The 15,960-nt window shown below is 41.5% G+C and carries 13 protein-coding genes, 1 pseudogene and 1 riboswitch; of the genes and pseudogenes, 12 read left to right on the forward strand and 2 right to left on the reverse strand.

Features of this window, described 5'->3' with window-relative positions:
- The first annotated feature begins 14 nt into the window (after nt 1-14).
- A complete protein-coding gene (gene tsf / locus D8854_RS03850) occupies nt 15-1,055 on the forward strand; it encodes a translation elongation factor Ts (RefSeq protein ID WP_084948207.1) in 1,041 nt (346 codons plus the stop codon).
- 182 nt (nt 1,056-1,237) lie between these two features.
- A pseudogene (gene tnpA, locus D8854_RS03855) lies at nt 1,238-1,701 on the forward strand (IS200/IS605 family transposase).
- Nucleotides 1,702-1,923: 222 nt separating this feature from the next.
- Here the strand turns inward: tnpA and cysK are convergent.
- Complete coding sequence (gene cysK, locus D8854_RS03860; RefSeq protein ID WP_125449743.1) at nt 1,924-2,850, reverse strand: cysteine synthase A; 927 nt, start codon at nt 2,848-2,850, stop codon at nt 1,924-1,926.
- Nucleotides 2,851-3,005: 155 nt separating this feature from the next.
- Nucleotides 3,006-3,641, reverse strand: a complete 636-nt coding sequence (locus D8854_RS03865) for a YigZ family protein (RefSeq protein WP_125449745.1) — start codon at nt 3,639-3,641, stop codon at nt 3,006-3,008.
- 56 nt (nt 3,642-3,697) lie between these two features.
- Here D8854_RS03865 and D8854_RS03870 point away from each other — a divergent pair, with 56 nt between their 5' ends.
- From D8854_RS03870 to polA, 10 genes are all read left to right on the forward strand, one after another.
- Nucleotides 3,698-4,996, forward strand: coding sequence for a DEAD/DEAH box helicase (locus D8854_RS03870; RefSeq protein WP_125449747.1), 1,299 nt, complete (start codon nt 3,698-3,700; stop codon nt 4,994-4,996).
- Nucleotides 4,993-5,655 carry a ComF family protein gene (locus tag D8854_RS03875; protein ID WP_125449749.1) on the forward strand — a complete coding sequence of 221 codons (663 nt, stop codon included), beginning with the start codon at nt 4,993-4,995 and terminating at the stop codon, nt 5,653-5,655. The genes D8854_RS03870 and D8854_RS03875 overlap by 4 nt, the downstream gene beginning before the upstream one ends.
- A 79-nt stretch (nt 5,656-5,734) precedes the next feature.
- Entirely contained in the window at nt 5,735-6,283 is a 549-nt protein-coding gene (gene hpf / locus D8854_RS03880) for a ribosome hibernation-promoting factor, HPF/YfiA family (protein ID WP_000599119.1), read from the forward strand.
- A gap of 87 nt (nt 6,284-6,370) precedes the next feature.
- Nucleotides 6,371-7,549 carry an acetyl-CoA C-acetyltransferase gene (locus D8854_RS03885; RefSeq protein ID WP_125449751.1) on the forward strand — a complete coding sequence of 393 codons (1,179 nt, stop codon included), beginning with the start codon at nt 6,371-6,373 and terminating at the stop codon, nt 7,547-7,549.
- Between the two features lie 156 nt (nt 7,550-7,705).
- Entirely contained in the window at nt 7,706-9,679 is a 1,974-nt protein-coding gene (locus D8854_RS03890; protein ID WP_125449753.1) for a DHH family phosphoesterase, read from the forward strand.
- Entirely contained in the window at nt 9,676-10,128 is a 453-nt protein-coding gene (rplI, locus tag D8854_RS03895) for a 50S ribosomal protein L9 (protein WP_000864206.1), read from the forward strand. The genes D8854_RS03890 and rplI overlap by 4 nt, the downstream gene beginning before the upstream one ends.
- A gap of 43 nt (nt 10,129-10,171) precedes the next feature.
- Nucleotides 10,172-11,524: a replicative DNA helicase gene (gene dnaB / locus D8854_RS03900; RefSeq protein WP_125449755.1), complete on the forward strand. Its 1,353-nt coding sequence runs from the start codon at nt 10,172-10,174 to the stop codon at nt 11,522-11,524.
- Nucleotide 11,525: 1 nt separating this feature from the next.
- On the forward strand, nt 11,526-11,801 hold the full coding sequence (locus D8854_RS03905) for a Veg family protein (RefSeq protein ID WP_001278166.1): 276 nt from the start codon (nt 11,526-11,528) through the stop codon (nt 11,799-11,801).
- A gap of 90 nt (nt 11,802-11,891) precedes the next feature.
- On the forward strand, nt 11,892-13,001 hold the full coding sequence (locus D8854_RS03910; RefSeq protein ID WP_125449757.1) for an SH3 domain-containing protein: 1,110 nt from the start codon (nt 11,892-11,894) through the stop codon (nt 12,999-13,001).
- An 84-nt stretch (nt 13,002-13,085) separates the two neighbouring features.
- A complete protein-coding gene (gene polA / locus D8854_RS03915; RefSeq protein ID WP_125449759.1) occupies nt 13,086-15,719 on the forward strand; it encodes a DNA polymerase I in 2,634 nt (877 codons plus the stop codon).
- A 103-nt stretch (nt 15,720-15,822) separates the two neighbouring features.
- Nucleotides 15,823-15,925, forward strand: a riboswitch (TPP riboswitch).
- Nucleotides 15,926-15,960: the final 35 nt, after the last annotated feature.

Raw genomic sequence — 15,960 nt, forward strand, 5'->3', positions numbered from 1 at the left:
ATAGGAGAATCAAAATGGCAGAAATTACAGCTAAACTTGTAAAAGAGTTGCGTGAAAAATCTGGTGCCGGTGTTATGGACGCTAAAAAAGCGCTTGTAGAAACAGACGGCGATATCGAAAAAGCGATTGAATTGCTTCGTGAAAAAGGTATGGCGAAAGCAGCTAAGAAAGCTGACCGCGTTGCTGCAGAAGGTTTGACTGGTGTATTTGTTAACGGTAACGTTGCAGCAGTAGTTGAAGTAAATGCTGAAACTGACTTCGTTGCGAAAAATGCTCAATTCGTTGACTTGGTAAATGCAACAGCTAAAGTAATTGCTGAAGGTAAACCAGCTAATAACGAAGAAGCACTTGCTTTGACAATGCCTTCAGGTGAAACTCTTGAAGCAGCCTATGTATCTGCAACAGCTACAATCGGTGAAAAAATCTCATTCCGTCGTTTTGCTTTGCTTGAAAAAACAGATGCACAACACTTTGGAGCATACCAACACAATGGTGGCCGTATCGGTGTCATCTCTGTTATTGAAGGTGGAGACGAAGCACTTGCTAAACAAATCTCAATGCACATTGCTGCGATGAAACCAACAGTTCTTTCTTACAAAGAATTGGATGAGCAATTCGTTAAAGATGAGTTGGCACAATTGAACCACGTGATTGACCAAGATAATGATAGCCGTGCAATGGTTGGTAAACCAGCTCTCCCACACTTGAAATATGGATCAAAAGCTCAATTGACTGATGAAGTGATTGCTCAAGCTGAAGAAGACATCAAAGCTGAGTTGGCTGCAGAAGGCAAACCAGAAAAAATCTGGGACAAAATCATTCCAGGTAAAATGGACCGCTTCATGCTTGACAACACCAAAGTTGACCAAGCATACACACTTCTTGCCCAAGTCTACATCATGGACGATAGCAAGACAGTTGAAGCTTACCTTGAATCAGTAAATGCTTCAGTAGTTGAGTTCGCTCGCTTTGAAGTTGGTGAAGGTATTGAGAAAGCTGCAAATGACTTCGAAGCAGAAGTTGCAGCTACAATGGCAGCAGCCTTGAATAACTAATGATAAAAGAGGAAGCAATTTGCTTCCTTTTTCTTATGTGACTATTAGTCCGTCTCGCTCCGTGAGGTGCGAGACAAATAAACCACCCGCTATGCGGGTGCGCGTCGAAGGTTATACCAAAAAACTCCAAACGCGATACAATAAAGGTGTTCAAGCCAATTGTAAAGCGAAAGGAGAAAAATATGGCACAAAAGGCACATAGTTTATCACACACAAAGTGGATGTGTAAATATCACATTGTGTTCCCCCTAAGTATAGACGAAAAATCATTTATAATCAATATCGAAGTAGTTTGGGAGAAATATTCCACCGATTATGTAGTTATAAAGGAGCTGAAATTATCGAGGGTCACTTAATGCCAGACCATGTACATATGTTAGTAAGTATTCCACCAAGGATAAGTGTTTCAAGTTTCATGGGTTATTTAAAAGGCAAAAGTGCACTCATGATGTCTGACAAACACGCCAACCTTAAGTACAAGTTTGGAAATCGACATTTCTGGGCAGAAGGTTATTATGTGAGTACAGTGGGACTTAATGAAGCCACAATTAAGAAATATATTCAAGAGCAGGAAAAGCATGATATAGCACTAGATAAATTAAGTGTAAAAGAATATGAGGATCCCTTTAGGGATAGTGGTAAGTAATGCGAACACCTCTTTGAGAGGTTTGTGAAGAGTCAAGAGCAATGAGGCTTGAACAACGTGAAAGCCAGCGTCTTTAGGCGCTGGCTGGTAATTTGGGCTTATAGCCCTGGTGCAAACCACCCGTTAGACGGGTGGTTATGATTTTGCTGTAGGGAACTTAGATTTTTCTTTAAATTGAACAAAGAAAAAGCCCTATAATAAGGGCTAAGTGCATTTAGGAGACTACACTTCAAATTCATAGAGTGCTGTAGACAAATAACGTTCGCCGTTATCTGGTGCTAAAGCAAGGACTTTCTTACCTGTACCTAATTTCTTGGCAACCTCAATTGCCCCGTAAATCGCTGCAGCTGAAGAAATCCCAACAAGGAAGCCTTCTTTTCCACCAATTTCACGGCCAAGTGTGAGTGCATCATCTGATGTTACACGGACGATACCATCATAGGCTTTTGTATCAAGTGTATCAGGAATAAATCCAGCTGAGATACCTTGAATTTTGTGAGGTCCTGGTTTTTCACCAGACAAGATAGCTGACTCGTCTGCCTCAACTGCATAAACTTGAATGTCTGGATTTGCTGCTTTAAGAGCGTGAGAAACACCTGAAATCGTTCCACCAGTACCAACACCACCCACAAAAGCATCTAGTCCATCAGAACCGAAAGCAGCCAGTATTTCAGCTCCTGTTGTTCTTTCGTGTACTTCAGGATTAGCTGGATTGTTAAATTGGAGTGGAAGGAAGCCGTCACGTTCAGCTGCGATCTCCTGAGCCTTGGCAATTGCGCCTTTCATTCCTTCGCTACCAGGAGTAAGGACGAGTTCAGCACCATAGGCTTGGATAATCTTACGTCGTTCCACACTCATCGTTTCGGGCATGACGATAACAACTTTATATCCCTTAGCAGCACCTACCCAAGAAAGTCCGATACCAGTATTTCCACTCGTTGCCTCAACAATGGTAGCACCTGGTTTTAGAATACCATCTTGTTCCGCTTTTTCAATCATGCTAAGGGCAATACGGTCTTTTACTGACGATCCAGGGTTAAAAGCTTCAAGTTTTACATAAACATCTGCAGCACCCTCTGGAACAATGTTGTTAAGTTTAACAATCGGTGTTTGTCCGATTAGTTCAGTGATATTGTTATAAATAGCCATAGATATACCTCTTTGTATAAGATGATACTAGTATAACGCGCTCAAGGCTATTTGTAAAATATAGAAATCCTATCAAAGCGATAGGATTTTTTTATATCAAAGGTCTGAGCTGTAAATCTGCGAATAAATTTAGTAGGTGCTATCTATATTTTTGTTTACAATAAGTTTACAGGAACTTCAACTTCTCGTAAACCTTGATCTGTTAAAGCAACCTTTCCATTAAAAAACTCCACAAGAGCAGCCTTGATATTTTCTTTCTCTTCCTTGTCAACATAAATTATCGTATCGACTTGATCTGTAAAGTTTGTATCCAGCTCCATGAGATCATGTTCTTTAAGGAAGTTACTGTACTCTTGGTATTGAGCGTAAGACATTTGAATGGCTATACCAGCTTGCTCTTTGATTTCAATAATGCCAATTTCTTTGACAGCCAAGGCCACACTACCTGCATAAGCGCGAATCAAACCGCCAGCGCCTAACTTAATTCCCCCAAAGTAGCGAGTAACCACTACGCAGACATTAGTAAGATTGTGATTTTCTAAGACACCGAGCATAGGGACTCCAGCAGTACCACTAGGCTCACCATCATCACTCGTACGCTTGATTTCACTTCGTTCCCCTACAATAAAAGCTGAGCAGTTATGGGTAGCTTTGTAGTGTTCTTTTTTGATGGTCGTGATGAAGTTACGAGCTTCTTCTTCACTATAGACACGCTTTGCGTGACAGATAAAGCGTGACTTTTTAATTTCTTCTTGGACTTGCCCGTCCTCTTTAATTGTTCTAAATTCCATGATTTAATTGTACTAAAAAAACACCTAAAGCGCTAGATTTTTACGAATAGAGAAGTATGAAAGTAAATCCAAATTATCTCGGTCGCTTATTTACTGAGAAAGAATTAACTAAAGAAGAACGTCAGATGGCCGTGAAACTGCCAGCAATGAGAAAAGAGAAGGGAAAACTTTTCTGTCAACGTTGTAATAGTACGATTCTAGAAGAATGGTATTTGCCTATTGACGCTTACTATTGTAGGGAGTGCTTGCTGATGAAGCGAGTCAGGAGTGATCAAGCTTTATACTATTTTCCGCAGGAAGATTTTTCTAAGCAAGATGTTCTAAAATGGCGTGGCCAATTGACTCCTTTTCAAGAGAAGGTATCGAAGGGATTGATCCGAGCAGTCAAAAAGAAAGAACCGACCTTAGTTCATGCTGTGACAGGTGCTGGAAAAACAGAGATGATTTATCAAGTTGTGGCCAAAGTGATTGATGATGGTGGTGCAGTATGTTTGGCCAGCCCTCGCATAGACGTTTGTTTGGAACTGTATAAGCGCCTGCAGAATGATTTTGCTTGTGAGATAGCACTACTTCATGGCGAATCAGAGCCCTATTTTCGAACTCCCCTAGTGGTTGCAACGACGCATCAGTTATTAAAATTCTATCATGCCTTTGATTTGTTGATAGTGGATGAAGTAGATGCCTTTCCTTATGTTGACAACCCTATACTTTACTACGCTGTAAACCAATGTGTAAAGGAAGATGGGTTAAGGATATTCCTTACAGCAACTTCTACAGATGAGTTAGATAAGAAGGTTCGCACAGGAAAACTAAAACGGTTGAGCTTGCCAAGACGATTTCATGGAAATCCATTGATTATTCCAAAGCCAGTTTGGTTATCGGATTTTAATCGTTACTTAGATAAGAGTCAGTTGTCACCTAAGTTAAAGAGCTCCATTGAGAAGCAGAGAAGAACAGGTTATCCCTTGTTAATCTTTGCATCAGAAATTAAAAAAGGCGAGAAACTAAAAGAAATATTGCAGGAACAGTTTCCAAATGAAAATATCGGCTTTGTTTCCTCTGTCACAGAAAATCGATTAGAGCAGGTGCAAGCTTTTCGAGATGGAGAGTTGACGATACTGATCAGTACGACAATTTTAGAGCGTGGAGTTACCTTCCCTTGTGTGGATGTTTTCGTAGTAGAAGCTAATCATCGTCTCTTTACCAAGTCTAGCTTGATTCAGATTGGTGGGCGAGTTGGGCGTAGTATGGACAGACCAACTGGTGAGTTGCTCTTCTTTCATGATGGATTAAATACTTCCATCAAAAAGGCAATCAAGGAAATCAAGCAGATGAACAAGGAGGCGGGATTATGAATTGTTTATTATGTGGCCAGTCAACAAAGAGTGACTTGACATTTAGTCACCTCTTACTGTTTAAGAATGAGCACAACTATCTTTGCTCAGCTTGTGATTCTACTTTTGAGAAGATTGGTGAAGACCATTGTCCAAACTGCATGAAAAGAGGGTTGTCAACAACGTGTCAAGATTGTAAACTTTGGTGTGAGGATGGGATTCAAGTTGATCATAAAGCAATCTTCACCTATAATCAAGCTATGAAAGACTTCTTTAGTCGATATAAGTTTGATGGGGATTTTCTGCTTAGAAAGGTTTTTGCTCCTGTACTTGCGGATGAGTTGAAAAAATATAGAGACTATGAATTTGTGGTAATTCCCCTAAGTCCTGAAAGATTGCTTGAGAGGGGATTTAATCAGGTTGAAGGTTTGGTTGAGGCAGCAGGATTTTCCTTTCAAGATTTACTAGGGAAAAGAGAAGAGAAGGCTAGTTCTTCTAAGAATCGCTCAGAACGATTAGCTACGGAAATTCCCTTTTATATTAAAACGGAAGCCCCTCTTCCTAAGAAGATTTTGGTTATTGATGACATCTATACGACAGGGGCGACTATCAATCGTGTGAAGCGACTTTTTGAAGAGGCAGGTGTTTTGGAAGTCAAAACTTTTTCTCTTGTAAGATAAGGAAAAAATTTGCAAAATGAAAATGAAAGCGTTATAATATAGTTAGAAAAATAAAAATGTTTAGAAAGAAGGTACTTATATGATTAAATATAGTATCCGTGGTGAAAACCTAGAAGTAACAGAAGCAATTCGCAATTATGTAGTTTCTAAACTCGAAAAGATCGAAAAATATTTTCAACCTGAACAAGAGTTGGATGCACGTGTCAACTTGAAAGTTTACCGTGAAAAAACAGCAAAAGTTGAAGTAACAATTCCACTTGGGTCAATTACTCTTCGTGCAGAAGATATTTCTCAAGATATGTATGGTTCTATCGATCTTGTAACAGATAAAATTGAACGCCAGATTCGAAAAAATAAAACAAAAATCGAACGCAAGAATAAAAATAAGGTTGCAACAAGCCAACTCTTTACAGATGCTCTAGTTGAAGATGCAAATGTTGTGCAGCCAAAAGTGGTTCGTTCAAAACAAATTGATTTAAAACCAATGGATTTGGAAGAAGCACTTCTTCAAATGGATTTGTTGGGGCATGATTTCTTTATCTATGTTGATGTCGAAGATCAAACAACAAATGTTTTGTATCGCCGCGAAGATGGTGAAGTTGGTTTGCTAGAAGTTAAGGAATCATGAAATCTTGACAACTATGTAAAAGTGGTTTACACAATTGTAAACCACTTTTGTATTGCATCATTATACAAGGTATAAATGGAGGTAGTTATGAAAGAGGTAGTGATTGTTTCAGCAGTGCGAACTCCTATTGGTTCCTTTGGAGGAAGCTTGAAGAATGTTTCTGCTGTTGATTTAGGAGCTTTGGTTATTAAGAGTGTTTTGGAGAAGGCGAGTGTGAAACAAGAGCAAGTAGATGAAGTGATTATGGGGAATGTCCTAGGCGCAGGTTTAGGCCAAAACGTGGCTCGCCAAATGAGTATTCATGCTGGGCTTCCTGAATTTACACCAGCCTTTACCATTAATAAGGTTTGTGGTTCCGGTTTGAAGGCAGTGCAGTTGGCTGCTCAAGCGATTCAGTGTGGCGATGCAGATATTATAGTGGCTGGTGGTGCGGAAAACATGAGTCAGGCTCCATATGTTCTGCCAAGCTTCCGTTGGGGCGGTCGTATGGGCGATTCGAAAGTGGTAGATACCATGATTAAGGATGGTTTGTCTGATGCCTTTAACGAATACCATATGGGGATTACAGCTGAGAATGTGGCCCAAGAATATGGTATTAGCCGGGATGATCAAGATGCGCTTGCTTTGGAATCACAAAAACGAGCAGTGGCGGCTATAGAATCTGGACGCTTTAAGGAAGAGATTGTTCCGGTGGTCATTCCTCAACGTAAAGGCGATCCTATCGTATTTGATACAGATGAATTTCCTAGAAAAGATGCTAGCTTGGAGAGTTTGTCTAAGCTAGGTCCTGTTTTCAAAAAAGACGGTTCTGTTACGGCGGGAAATTCCTCAGGTATCAATGACGGAGCGGCAGCCGTCTTAGTCATGAGTGCTGAAAAAGCTGAAGAATTGGGACTTCCAGTCATTGCTCGCATTCGTTCGTATGCAAGTGCAGGTTTGGATCCTAAGATTATGGGATGTGGACCGATTTATGCGACCCGTAAAGCTCTTGAAAAAGGCAATTTGACAGTTGATGATCTTGACTTGATCGAGTCAAATGAAGCCTTTGCTGCTCAGGCTTGTGCGGTTGGGAAAACACTTGGTTTCAACACCGATATTGTCAATGTCAATGGTGGTGCGATTGCTCTTGGTCATCCAATTGGGGCTTCAGGTTGCCGTATCCTAGTGACTCTGGTACATGAGATGATGAAACGTGATGCTAAAACTGGTTTAGCAACTCTCTGTATCGGGGGAGGGATGGGAACAGCCCTTATCGTGGAACGTTAGGTGTTAGTGATCTGAACACGTGGGTAGGAGGGTGATGATTCCCTCCTCTTTTTGTGTCTGAAGTTAGAGAAATCAATCATGAAAGAAAGGCTTGCATCTTTTAAAAGGTCGCTTTTTAAGGGTTATTGTGATATAATAATGCGCAAGAGGTTTAGAATGAAAAAAAATAATTTAATCCCGTTTTCTGCAGTCTTGCTAGGACTTGCAACTTTCGGAATCTTAACTTTGCTGATTATTTTTTCACATAATCTTGCTGTAACAATCACTGTTTTGTTTTTATTTGTACTGTTTTATCTGCTTTTGTTTGTATGGCAAAAAAAACAGTATGAAAAGAGCGAAATTGAACAAATCCAATATGTAAATCACCAAGCCGAAAATAGCTTGAGTACTTTGCTTGATCAAATGCCGGTGGGAGTCCTGAAATTAGACTTATCAAGCGGAGAAGTAGAATGGTTTAATCCCTATGCTGAGCTAATTTTGACTACTGAAGAAGGCGAAATTGATGTTGAGTTAATTCAAACCATCATCAAGGCTTCTGTTGGGAATCCTGGTTCGTATGCTACCTTGGGCGAAACACGCTATGCCGTTCATATGGACAAGGCTTCGGGTGTTTTGTATTTCTTTGATGTTTCTGGGGAGTACGAAGCAACTGTCGAATTGGTAACTAGCCGTCCAGTCATTGGAGTCATCTCGGTAGATAACTATGATGATTTGGAGGATGCGACATCTGACTCTGATATCAGCCATATCAATAGTTTTGTAGCCAATTTTATTTCAGAATTTGCAAGTAAGTATGCTATGTTCTCTCGCCGTGTGGGGATGGATCGTTTTTATGTATTCACAGATTACACAGTACTCGAGGAATTGATGAATGATAAATTCTCTGTTATTGATACTTTCCGAGAAGAATCAAAACAGAGGCAACTAGCTCTAACCCTAAGTATGGGATTTTCTTATGGTGATGGAAACCATGAAGAGATAGGGAAAATTGCCTTGCTCAACTTGAACTTAGCAGAAGTTCGCGGTGGTGACCAGGTGGTGGTCAAGGAAAATAACGAAACCAAGAATCCTGTCTACTTTGGTGGAGGAACTGCTGCATCTATCAAACGTACTCGTACACGTACCAGAGCCATGATGACAGCCATTTCTGATAAGATTCGAAGTGTTGACCAAGTTTTTGTAGTCGGTCATAAAAATCTAGATATGGATGCTTTGGGATCTGCTGTTGGTATGCAGTTGTTTGCAAGTAATATTATTGAGAACAGTTATGCTGTCTATGATGCAGACCATATGCCAGCAGATATCGAACGTGCTATTCAGTTCTTGAAGAAGGAAGATGTCACGAAGCTTTTATCTCTTACAGATGCGATGAAGTTAGTTACAAACCGCTCATTATTGATTCTGGTGGATCATTCCAAGACGGCTTTGACTTTGTCAAAAGATTTTTATGATTTGTTCACTCAAACTATTGTTATTGACCATCATAGACGTGATCAGGATTTCCCTGAGAATGCAGTCATCACCTATATCGAAAGTGGAGCAAGTAGTGCGAGTGAGTTGGTCACAGAGTTGATTCAGTTCCAAAATTCTAAGAAAAATCGTTTGAGTCGTATGCAGGNTAGTGTACTGATGGCTGGTATGATGCTGGATACCAAAAACTTTACGTCACGAGTAACGAGTAGAACCTTTGATGTAGCTAGCTACCTCAGAACACGGGGAAGTGACAGTATTGCTATCCAGGAGATTGCTGCGACAGATTTTGAAGAATATCGTGAGGTAAATGAACTCATTTTACAAGGACGTAAATTGGGTTCAGATGTCTTAATTGCCCAAGCTGAGGACTCAACTACTTATGATACGGTTGTCATCAGTAAGGCTGCCGATGCTATGTTGGCTATGTCTGGTATTGAGGCTAGTTTCGTTCTAGCAAAAAATACACAAGGATTTATCTCAATCTCAGCTCGAAGCCGCAGTAAAATCAATGTCCAACGGATTATGGAAGAACTGGGCGGTGGTGGTCACTTTAACCTAGCTGCTGCGCAGATTAAGGATATGAGTCTATCAGAAGTTGGAGAAAAATTGACTCAACTTATTTTAGATGAATTAAAAGAAAAGGAGAAAGAAGAATGAAAGTAATCTTTTTAGCAGATGTCAAAGGAAAAGGGAAAAAAGGCGAAATCAAGGAAGTGCCAACTGGCTACGCCCAAAACTTCCTGATTAAAAAGAATTTGGCTAAGGAAGCGACTGCTCAGGCAATCGGTGAATTGCGTGGAAAACAAAAATCAGAAGAAAAGGCTCATGCAGAGATGTTAGCAGAGGCAAGAGCCATCAAAGCCAAGCTTGAAGCAGAAGAGACTGTCGTAGAGTTTGTTGAAAAAGTTGGACCAGATGGCCGTACCTTTGGATCCATCACCAACAAGAAAATTGCAGAAGAATTGCAAAAGCAGTTTGGTATCAATATTGACAAGCGTCACATTCAAGTAAAAGCACCAATTCGAGCAGTAGGTTTGATTGATGTACCAGTAAAAATCTACCAAGATGTAACAAGCGTCATCAATCTTCGTGTAAAAGAAGGTTAAGTTTACAACTTCTTGACAAGATTATAAAAGGAAGGAAAGTCGGATGGCAGAAGTAGAGGAACTGCGAGTTCAACCTCAGGATATTTTGGCCGAACAATCTGTTCTGGGGGCTATTTTTATAGATGAGAGCAAGCTCGTTTTTGTCCGAGAATACATTGATTCTCGAGACTTCTTTAAGTATGCTCATCGGTTGATTTTCCAAGCGATGGTAGATTTGTCGGATCGTGGAGAGGCGATTGATGCGACGACAGTTCGAACGATTTTGGATAGCCAAGGGGATCTCCAAAATATTGGTGGCTTGTCCTATCTTGTTGAAATTGTCAACTCTGTACCAACTTCAGCTAATGCGGAGTATTATGCTAAAATCGTAGCCGAAAAGGCTATGCTACGTCGCTTGATTTCCAAGTTGACAGACTCTGTCAACCAAGCCTATGAGGCTTCTAAGCCTGTAGATGAAATCATTGCTCAAGCTGAAAAGGGACTCATTGATGTTAGCGAAAATGCCAATCGTAGTGGTTTCAAGAACATCCGTGATATTCTAAATATCAACTTTGGGAACCTAGAAGTTCGGTCACAACAAACAACGGATATCACTGGTATTGCAACGGGCTACCGTGATTTGGATCATATGACGACAGGTCTCCATGAGGAAGAGCTGATTATCCTAGCGGCGCGACCAGCGGTTGGTAAGACAGCCTTTGCCTTGAACATTGCTCAGAACATCGGGACTAAGTTGGACAAGACTGTAGCTATCTTTTCACTGGAAATGGGTGCGGAAAGTCTAGTAGATCGTATGTTGGCGGCCGAAGGCTTGGTGGAGTCCCATTCTATCCGTACGGGTCAATTGACTGATGAGGAATGGCAAAAATATACCATTGCTCAAGGGAACCTAGCCAACGCGAGTATCTATATCGATGATACGCCAGGGATTCGAATCACGGAAATTCGTTCGCGCTCACGCAAACTAGCTCAAGAAACAGGTAATCTAGGCTTGATTTTGATCGACTACCTACAGCTTATTACAGGGACTGGTCGTGAGAACCGCCAACAAGAAGTCTCTGAAATTTCTCGTCAGTTGAAAATTCTAGCCAAGGAATTGAAAGTTCCAGTCATTGCTCTCAGTCAGTTATCTCGTGGAGTGGAACAGCGTCAGGATAAGAGACCAGTTTTGTCTGATATTCGTGAATCGGGTTCTATCGAGCAGGATGCGGATATCGTAGCCTTTTTATACCGTGACGACTACTATGATCGTGCGGGTGAAGAAGAGGAAGGAATTCCAAATAACAAGGTTGAGGTTATCATCGAGAAAAACCGTAGCGGAGCTCGTGGAACGGTGGAATTGATTTTCCAAAAAGAATACAATAAATTTTCAAGTATCTCAAAGAGGGAGGCATAAGATGTCAGATGCATTTACAGATGTAGCCAAGATGAAAAAAATCAAAGAAGAAATCAAGGCGCATGAGGGACAAGTCGTTGAAATGACTTTAGAGAATGGCCGTAAGCGCCAAAAAAATAGATTGGGTAAGCTAATTGAGGTTTATCCGTCCCTATTTATCGTTGAATTTGGGGATGTTGAGGGGGACAAACAGGCCAATGTCTATGTTGAATCCTTCACCTACTCAGATATCTTGACAGAGAAAAATTTGATTCGCTATCTAGACCAAGAATCCTAAAATGAAGTGGGCTTTGCTCACTTTTTTCTTTTTTTCCCGAATAGTATAAAGGAGGGCAACCTCGGAAATTTATATTATTAAGGAGAATGAATGACGTTTTTAAAATCAGGAGTTAAGAAGAGTAGATATACGCAGTTGGGTGTAGGATTGGCTACATTGTTGGTTACGAGTACCTTTTTGTTTGGTGGAGAATCGGTTCAGGCTGACAGTGTAGCGCGTGGCGATGACTATCCGCTTCACTATAAAAATGGTAGTGTGGAAATCGACCAGTGGCGGATGTATTCTCGCCAGTGTACCTCTTTTGCAGCCTTTCGTTTGAGTAGTGTGAATGGCTTTGAGATCCCGCCTGCTTATGGAAATGCAAATGAATGGGGGCACCGCGCAAGGCGAGAAGGCTACCGTGTGGATACTAAGCCAGAAGTTGGAGCTATTGCATGGTCGACAGAAGGTTACTACGGGCATGTGGCCTGGGTATCAAATGTATCAGGGGATACGATTGAGATCGAAGAGTATAACTATGGAGTTAGGGAGAAATACAATCGTCGCAGCGTAAAAGCTAGCTCTATGACAGGCTTTATCCATTTTAAGGACTTGGTAGGGAATGGTGGTAGAACTGGAAATCCTATTAGGTCAGGGCTGGCATCTAGTGGGACTCATACGTTTACTCAAAAGTCTGCCATTCGAAACCAGCCGTCAAGTACAGCGCAAGTTATCGACTACTACTATCCTGGTGAAAATGTTAGCTACGATCAAATCGTAGAAAAGGACGGTTATAAGTGGCTCAGCTACCTATCCTATAGTGGAATGAGGAGATACGTCCAGTATATGGAAACAGAATCGGTGGAGAATGGTTGGAAGAAGCAAAATGGTATTTGGAATTACCGTGAGAACGGGAAACTCGTAACTGGTTGGAAGAAAATAAATGGCAGTTGGTATCACTTTAAAGACAATGGGGTCATGTCAACAGGTTGGGTAAAAGATAGTTCGCATTGGTACTATCTAAAGACATCAGGAGAGATGCAGACAGGATGGCTCAAGGAAAATGGAACATGGTATTATTTGGAGAGTTCAGGGGCTATGAAGTCTAGCCAGTGGTTCCAAGTAGGAGGAAAGTATTACTACGTTAATGCTTCAGGGGCTTTAGCAGTGAATACCACTGTGGATGGCTATCGAGTAGATAGTAATGGAGCTAGAATCTAGAAAGAATATAAAAAAGAGGACTTCACTACCATTTGCCTATTCTTTCCGATGGTATTTTTCCCTGCTTTCCTTTATAATGGGTGTATGGACAAGAAAAAATTATTATTAATTGATGGATCTTCTGTTGCCTTTCGAGCTTTTTTTGCGCTCTATCAGCAGCTGGATCGGTTTAAAAATGCTAATGGTCTTCATACCAATGCAATCTACGGCTTTCAACTCATGTTGAATCATGTCTTAGAGCGAGTTGAGCCCAGCCATGTTTTGGTAGCCTTTGATGCAGGTAAGACGACTTTTCGAACAGAGATGTATGCTGACTACAAGGGTGGCCGTGCTAAAACTCCAGATGAGTTTCGTGAGCAATTTCCCTTCATTCGTGAGTTGTTAGACCATCTTGGGATTCGACACTATGAGTTGCCTCAGTATGAAGCCGATGATATCATCGGGACCCTAGGTCGCTTGGCTGAGAAAGATTTTTTTGATGTGACAATCGTTAGCGGAGATAAGGATTTGATCCAGTTGACGGATGAACATACGGTGGTCGAGATTTCCAAGAAAGGTGTGGCTGAGTTTGAGGCCTTTACACCAGATTACCTTATGGAAAAGATGGGCATTACCCCAGCTCAGTTTATCGATCTTAAGGCCCTCATGGGGGATAAATCTGATAATATCCCTGGTGTTACTAAGATTGGTGAAAAGACGGGTATCAAACTCTTGCTGGAGCATGGTTCGCTTGAGGGTATTTATGAAAATATCGATGGGATGAAGGCTTCTAAGATGAAGGAAAATCTCATCAATGATAAGGAACAAGCCTTTTTGTCTAAAACCTTGGCGACCATTGAGACTCAGGCACCGATTGAGATTGGTCTGGAAGACTTGGTATATAATGGCCCAGATGTGGAAAATCTCGGGAAATTCTACGATGAGATGGGCTTCAAACAGCTCAAACAAGCTCTAAATGTTTCGTCGAAGGATGCGCCTGAGAGCTTGGATTTCACTATCGTTGACCACGTCAGTCAAGACATGCTGAGTGCCGACTCTATCTTCCACTTTGAACTCTTTGGTGAGAACTACCATACAGATGACTTGGTTGGTTTTGCCTGGTCCTGCGGAGATAGACTTTACGCCACAGATAAACTTGAGCTCTTGCAGGAGCCGATTCTCAAGGAATTTTTAGAAAAAACACCTCTTAAAGTGTATGACTTTAAGAAAGCTAAGGTTCTTTTAAATCGTTTTGGTTTGAACCTGCAGGCTCCTGCTTTTGACAGTCGCTTGGCCAAATACCTCCTCTCTACTGTCGAGAACAATGAAATTTCAACCATTGCGAATCTCTATGGCCAGACTTACTTGGTTGATGATGAGACTTTCTACGGCAAGGGAGTTAAGAAAGCCATCCCTGAACGAGAGAAATTCTTGGAGCATTTGGCTCGCAAGGTTGCTGTTTTGGTTGAGACCGAGCCTGTTTTGCTTGAAAAACTCAGTGAACACGGGCAGTTAGATCTCCTCTATGACATGGAGCAACCTCTAGCTTTTGTCCTTGCCAAGATGGAAATCGCTGGGATCAAGGTCAAAAAAGAAACCCTGCTTGAGATGCAGGCTGAAAATGAGGTCGTCATTGAGCAACTCACTCAAGAGATTTACGAACTAGCTGGTGAAGAGTTTAATATCAATTCCCCTAAGCAGTTGGGCGTGCTGCTCTTTGAAAAGCTTGGTCTGCCTCTAGAATACACCAAGAAAACCAAGACAGGTTACTCGACAGCGGTGGATGTGCTAGAGCGACTGGCTCCTATTGCGCCGATTGTTAAGAAAATCCTCGATTATCGTCAGATTGCTAAGATTCAATCTACCTATGTGATTGGTTTGCAGGACTGGATTTTGGCTGATGGCAAGATTCACACGCGCTATGTACAGGATTTGACCCAGACTGGGCGTCTGTCTAGTGTGGATCCAAACTTGCAAAATATCCCTGTTCGTTTGGAGCAAGGCCGTCTCATTCGTAAGGCTTTTGTGCCTGAGTGGGAGGATAGTGTGCTGCTCAGCTCGGACTATTCGCAGATTGAGTTGCGCGTTTTGGCTCATATTTCTAAAGATGAGCACTTAATTAAGGCTTTCCAAGAAGGAGCTGATATCCATACTTCAACGGCCATGCGGGTATTTGGAATTGAACGTCCTGAGGATGTGACTCCAAACGACCGTCGTAATGCCAAGGCGGTTAACTTCGGAGTGGTTTACGGAATTTCAGACTTTGGATTGTCTAATAATCTAGGCATCAGCCGTAAGGAAGCAAAAGCCTACATTGACACTTACTTTGAACGCTTCCCAGGTATTAAAAACTACATGGATGAGGTGGTGCGTGAGGCGCGTGATAAGGGCTATGTAGAGACCCTCTTCAAGCGTCGTCGTGAGTTGCCAGATATCAATTCGCGCAACTTCAACATTCGTGGTTTTGCGGAGCGGACAGCCATCAACTCTCCTATTCAGGGTTCAGCAGCAGATATCCTCAAGATTGCTATGATCCAGCTAGACAAAGCTCTAGTTGAAGGTGGCTATCAGACCAAGATGCTGTTGCAAGTGCATGATGAAATTGTCCTTGAAGTTCCGAAATCAGAACTGGCAGCCGTCAAAGTACTGGTGAAACAAACCATGGAAGAAGCCATCCAACTCAGTGTTCCTCTTATCGCGGATGAAAATGAAGGGGCAACCTGGTACGAGGCTAAATAAGAAAGATATGATAGAGTTTGAAGTACTTGCCTTCAAACTCTTTTTCATGATTTTCTGTAAGCAGTTTCCTTGACTTATCCTTTTTTTTACGTTATCATATGTCCATATAAGATACGGGAGTCTGTGTACAGTCTGAGAGGAAGTGTTAAACTTCGACCGCACCTGATCTGGGTAATGCCAGCGTAGGGAAGGATACTTAGCCGAATTCTGCACCTTTTCCGTATATGGAAGGGGTTTTCTT

It is taken from the genome of Streptococcus mitis (assembly GCF_003943905.1).
In the GTDB taxonomy this organism is placed as follows: Bacteria; Bacillota; Bacilli; order Lactobacillales; family Streptococcaceae; genus Streptococcus; species Streptococcus mitis_BC.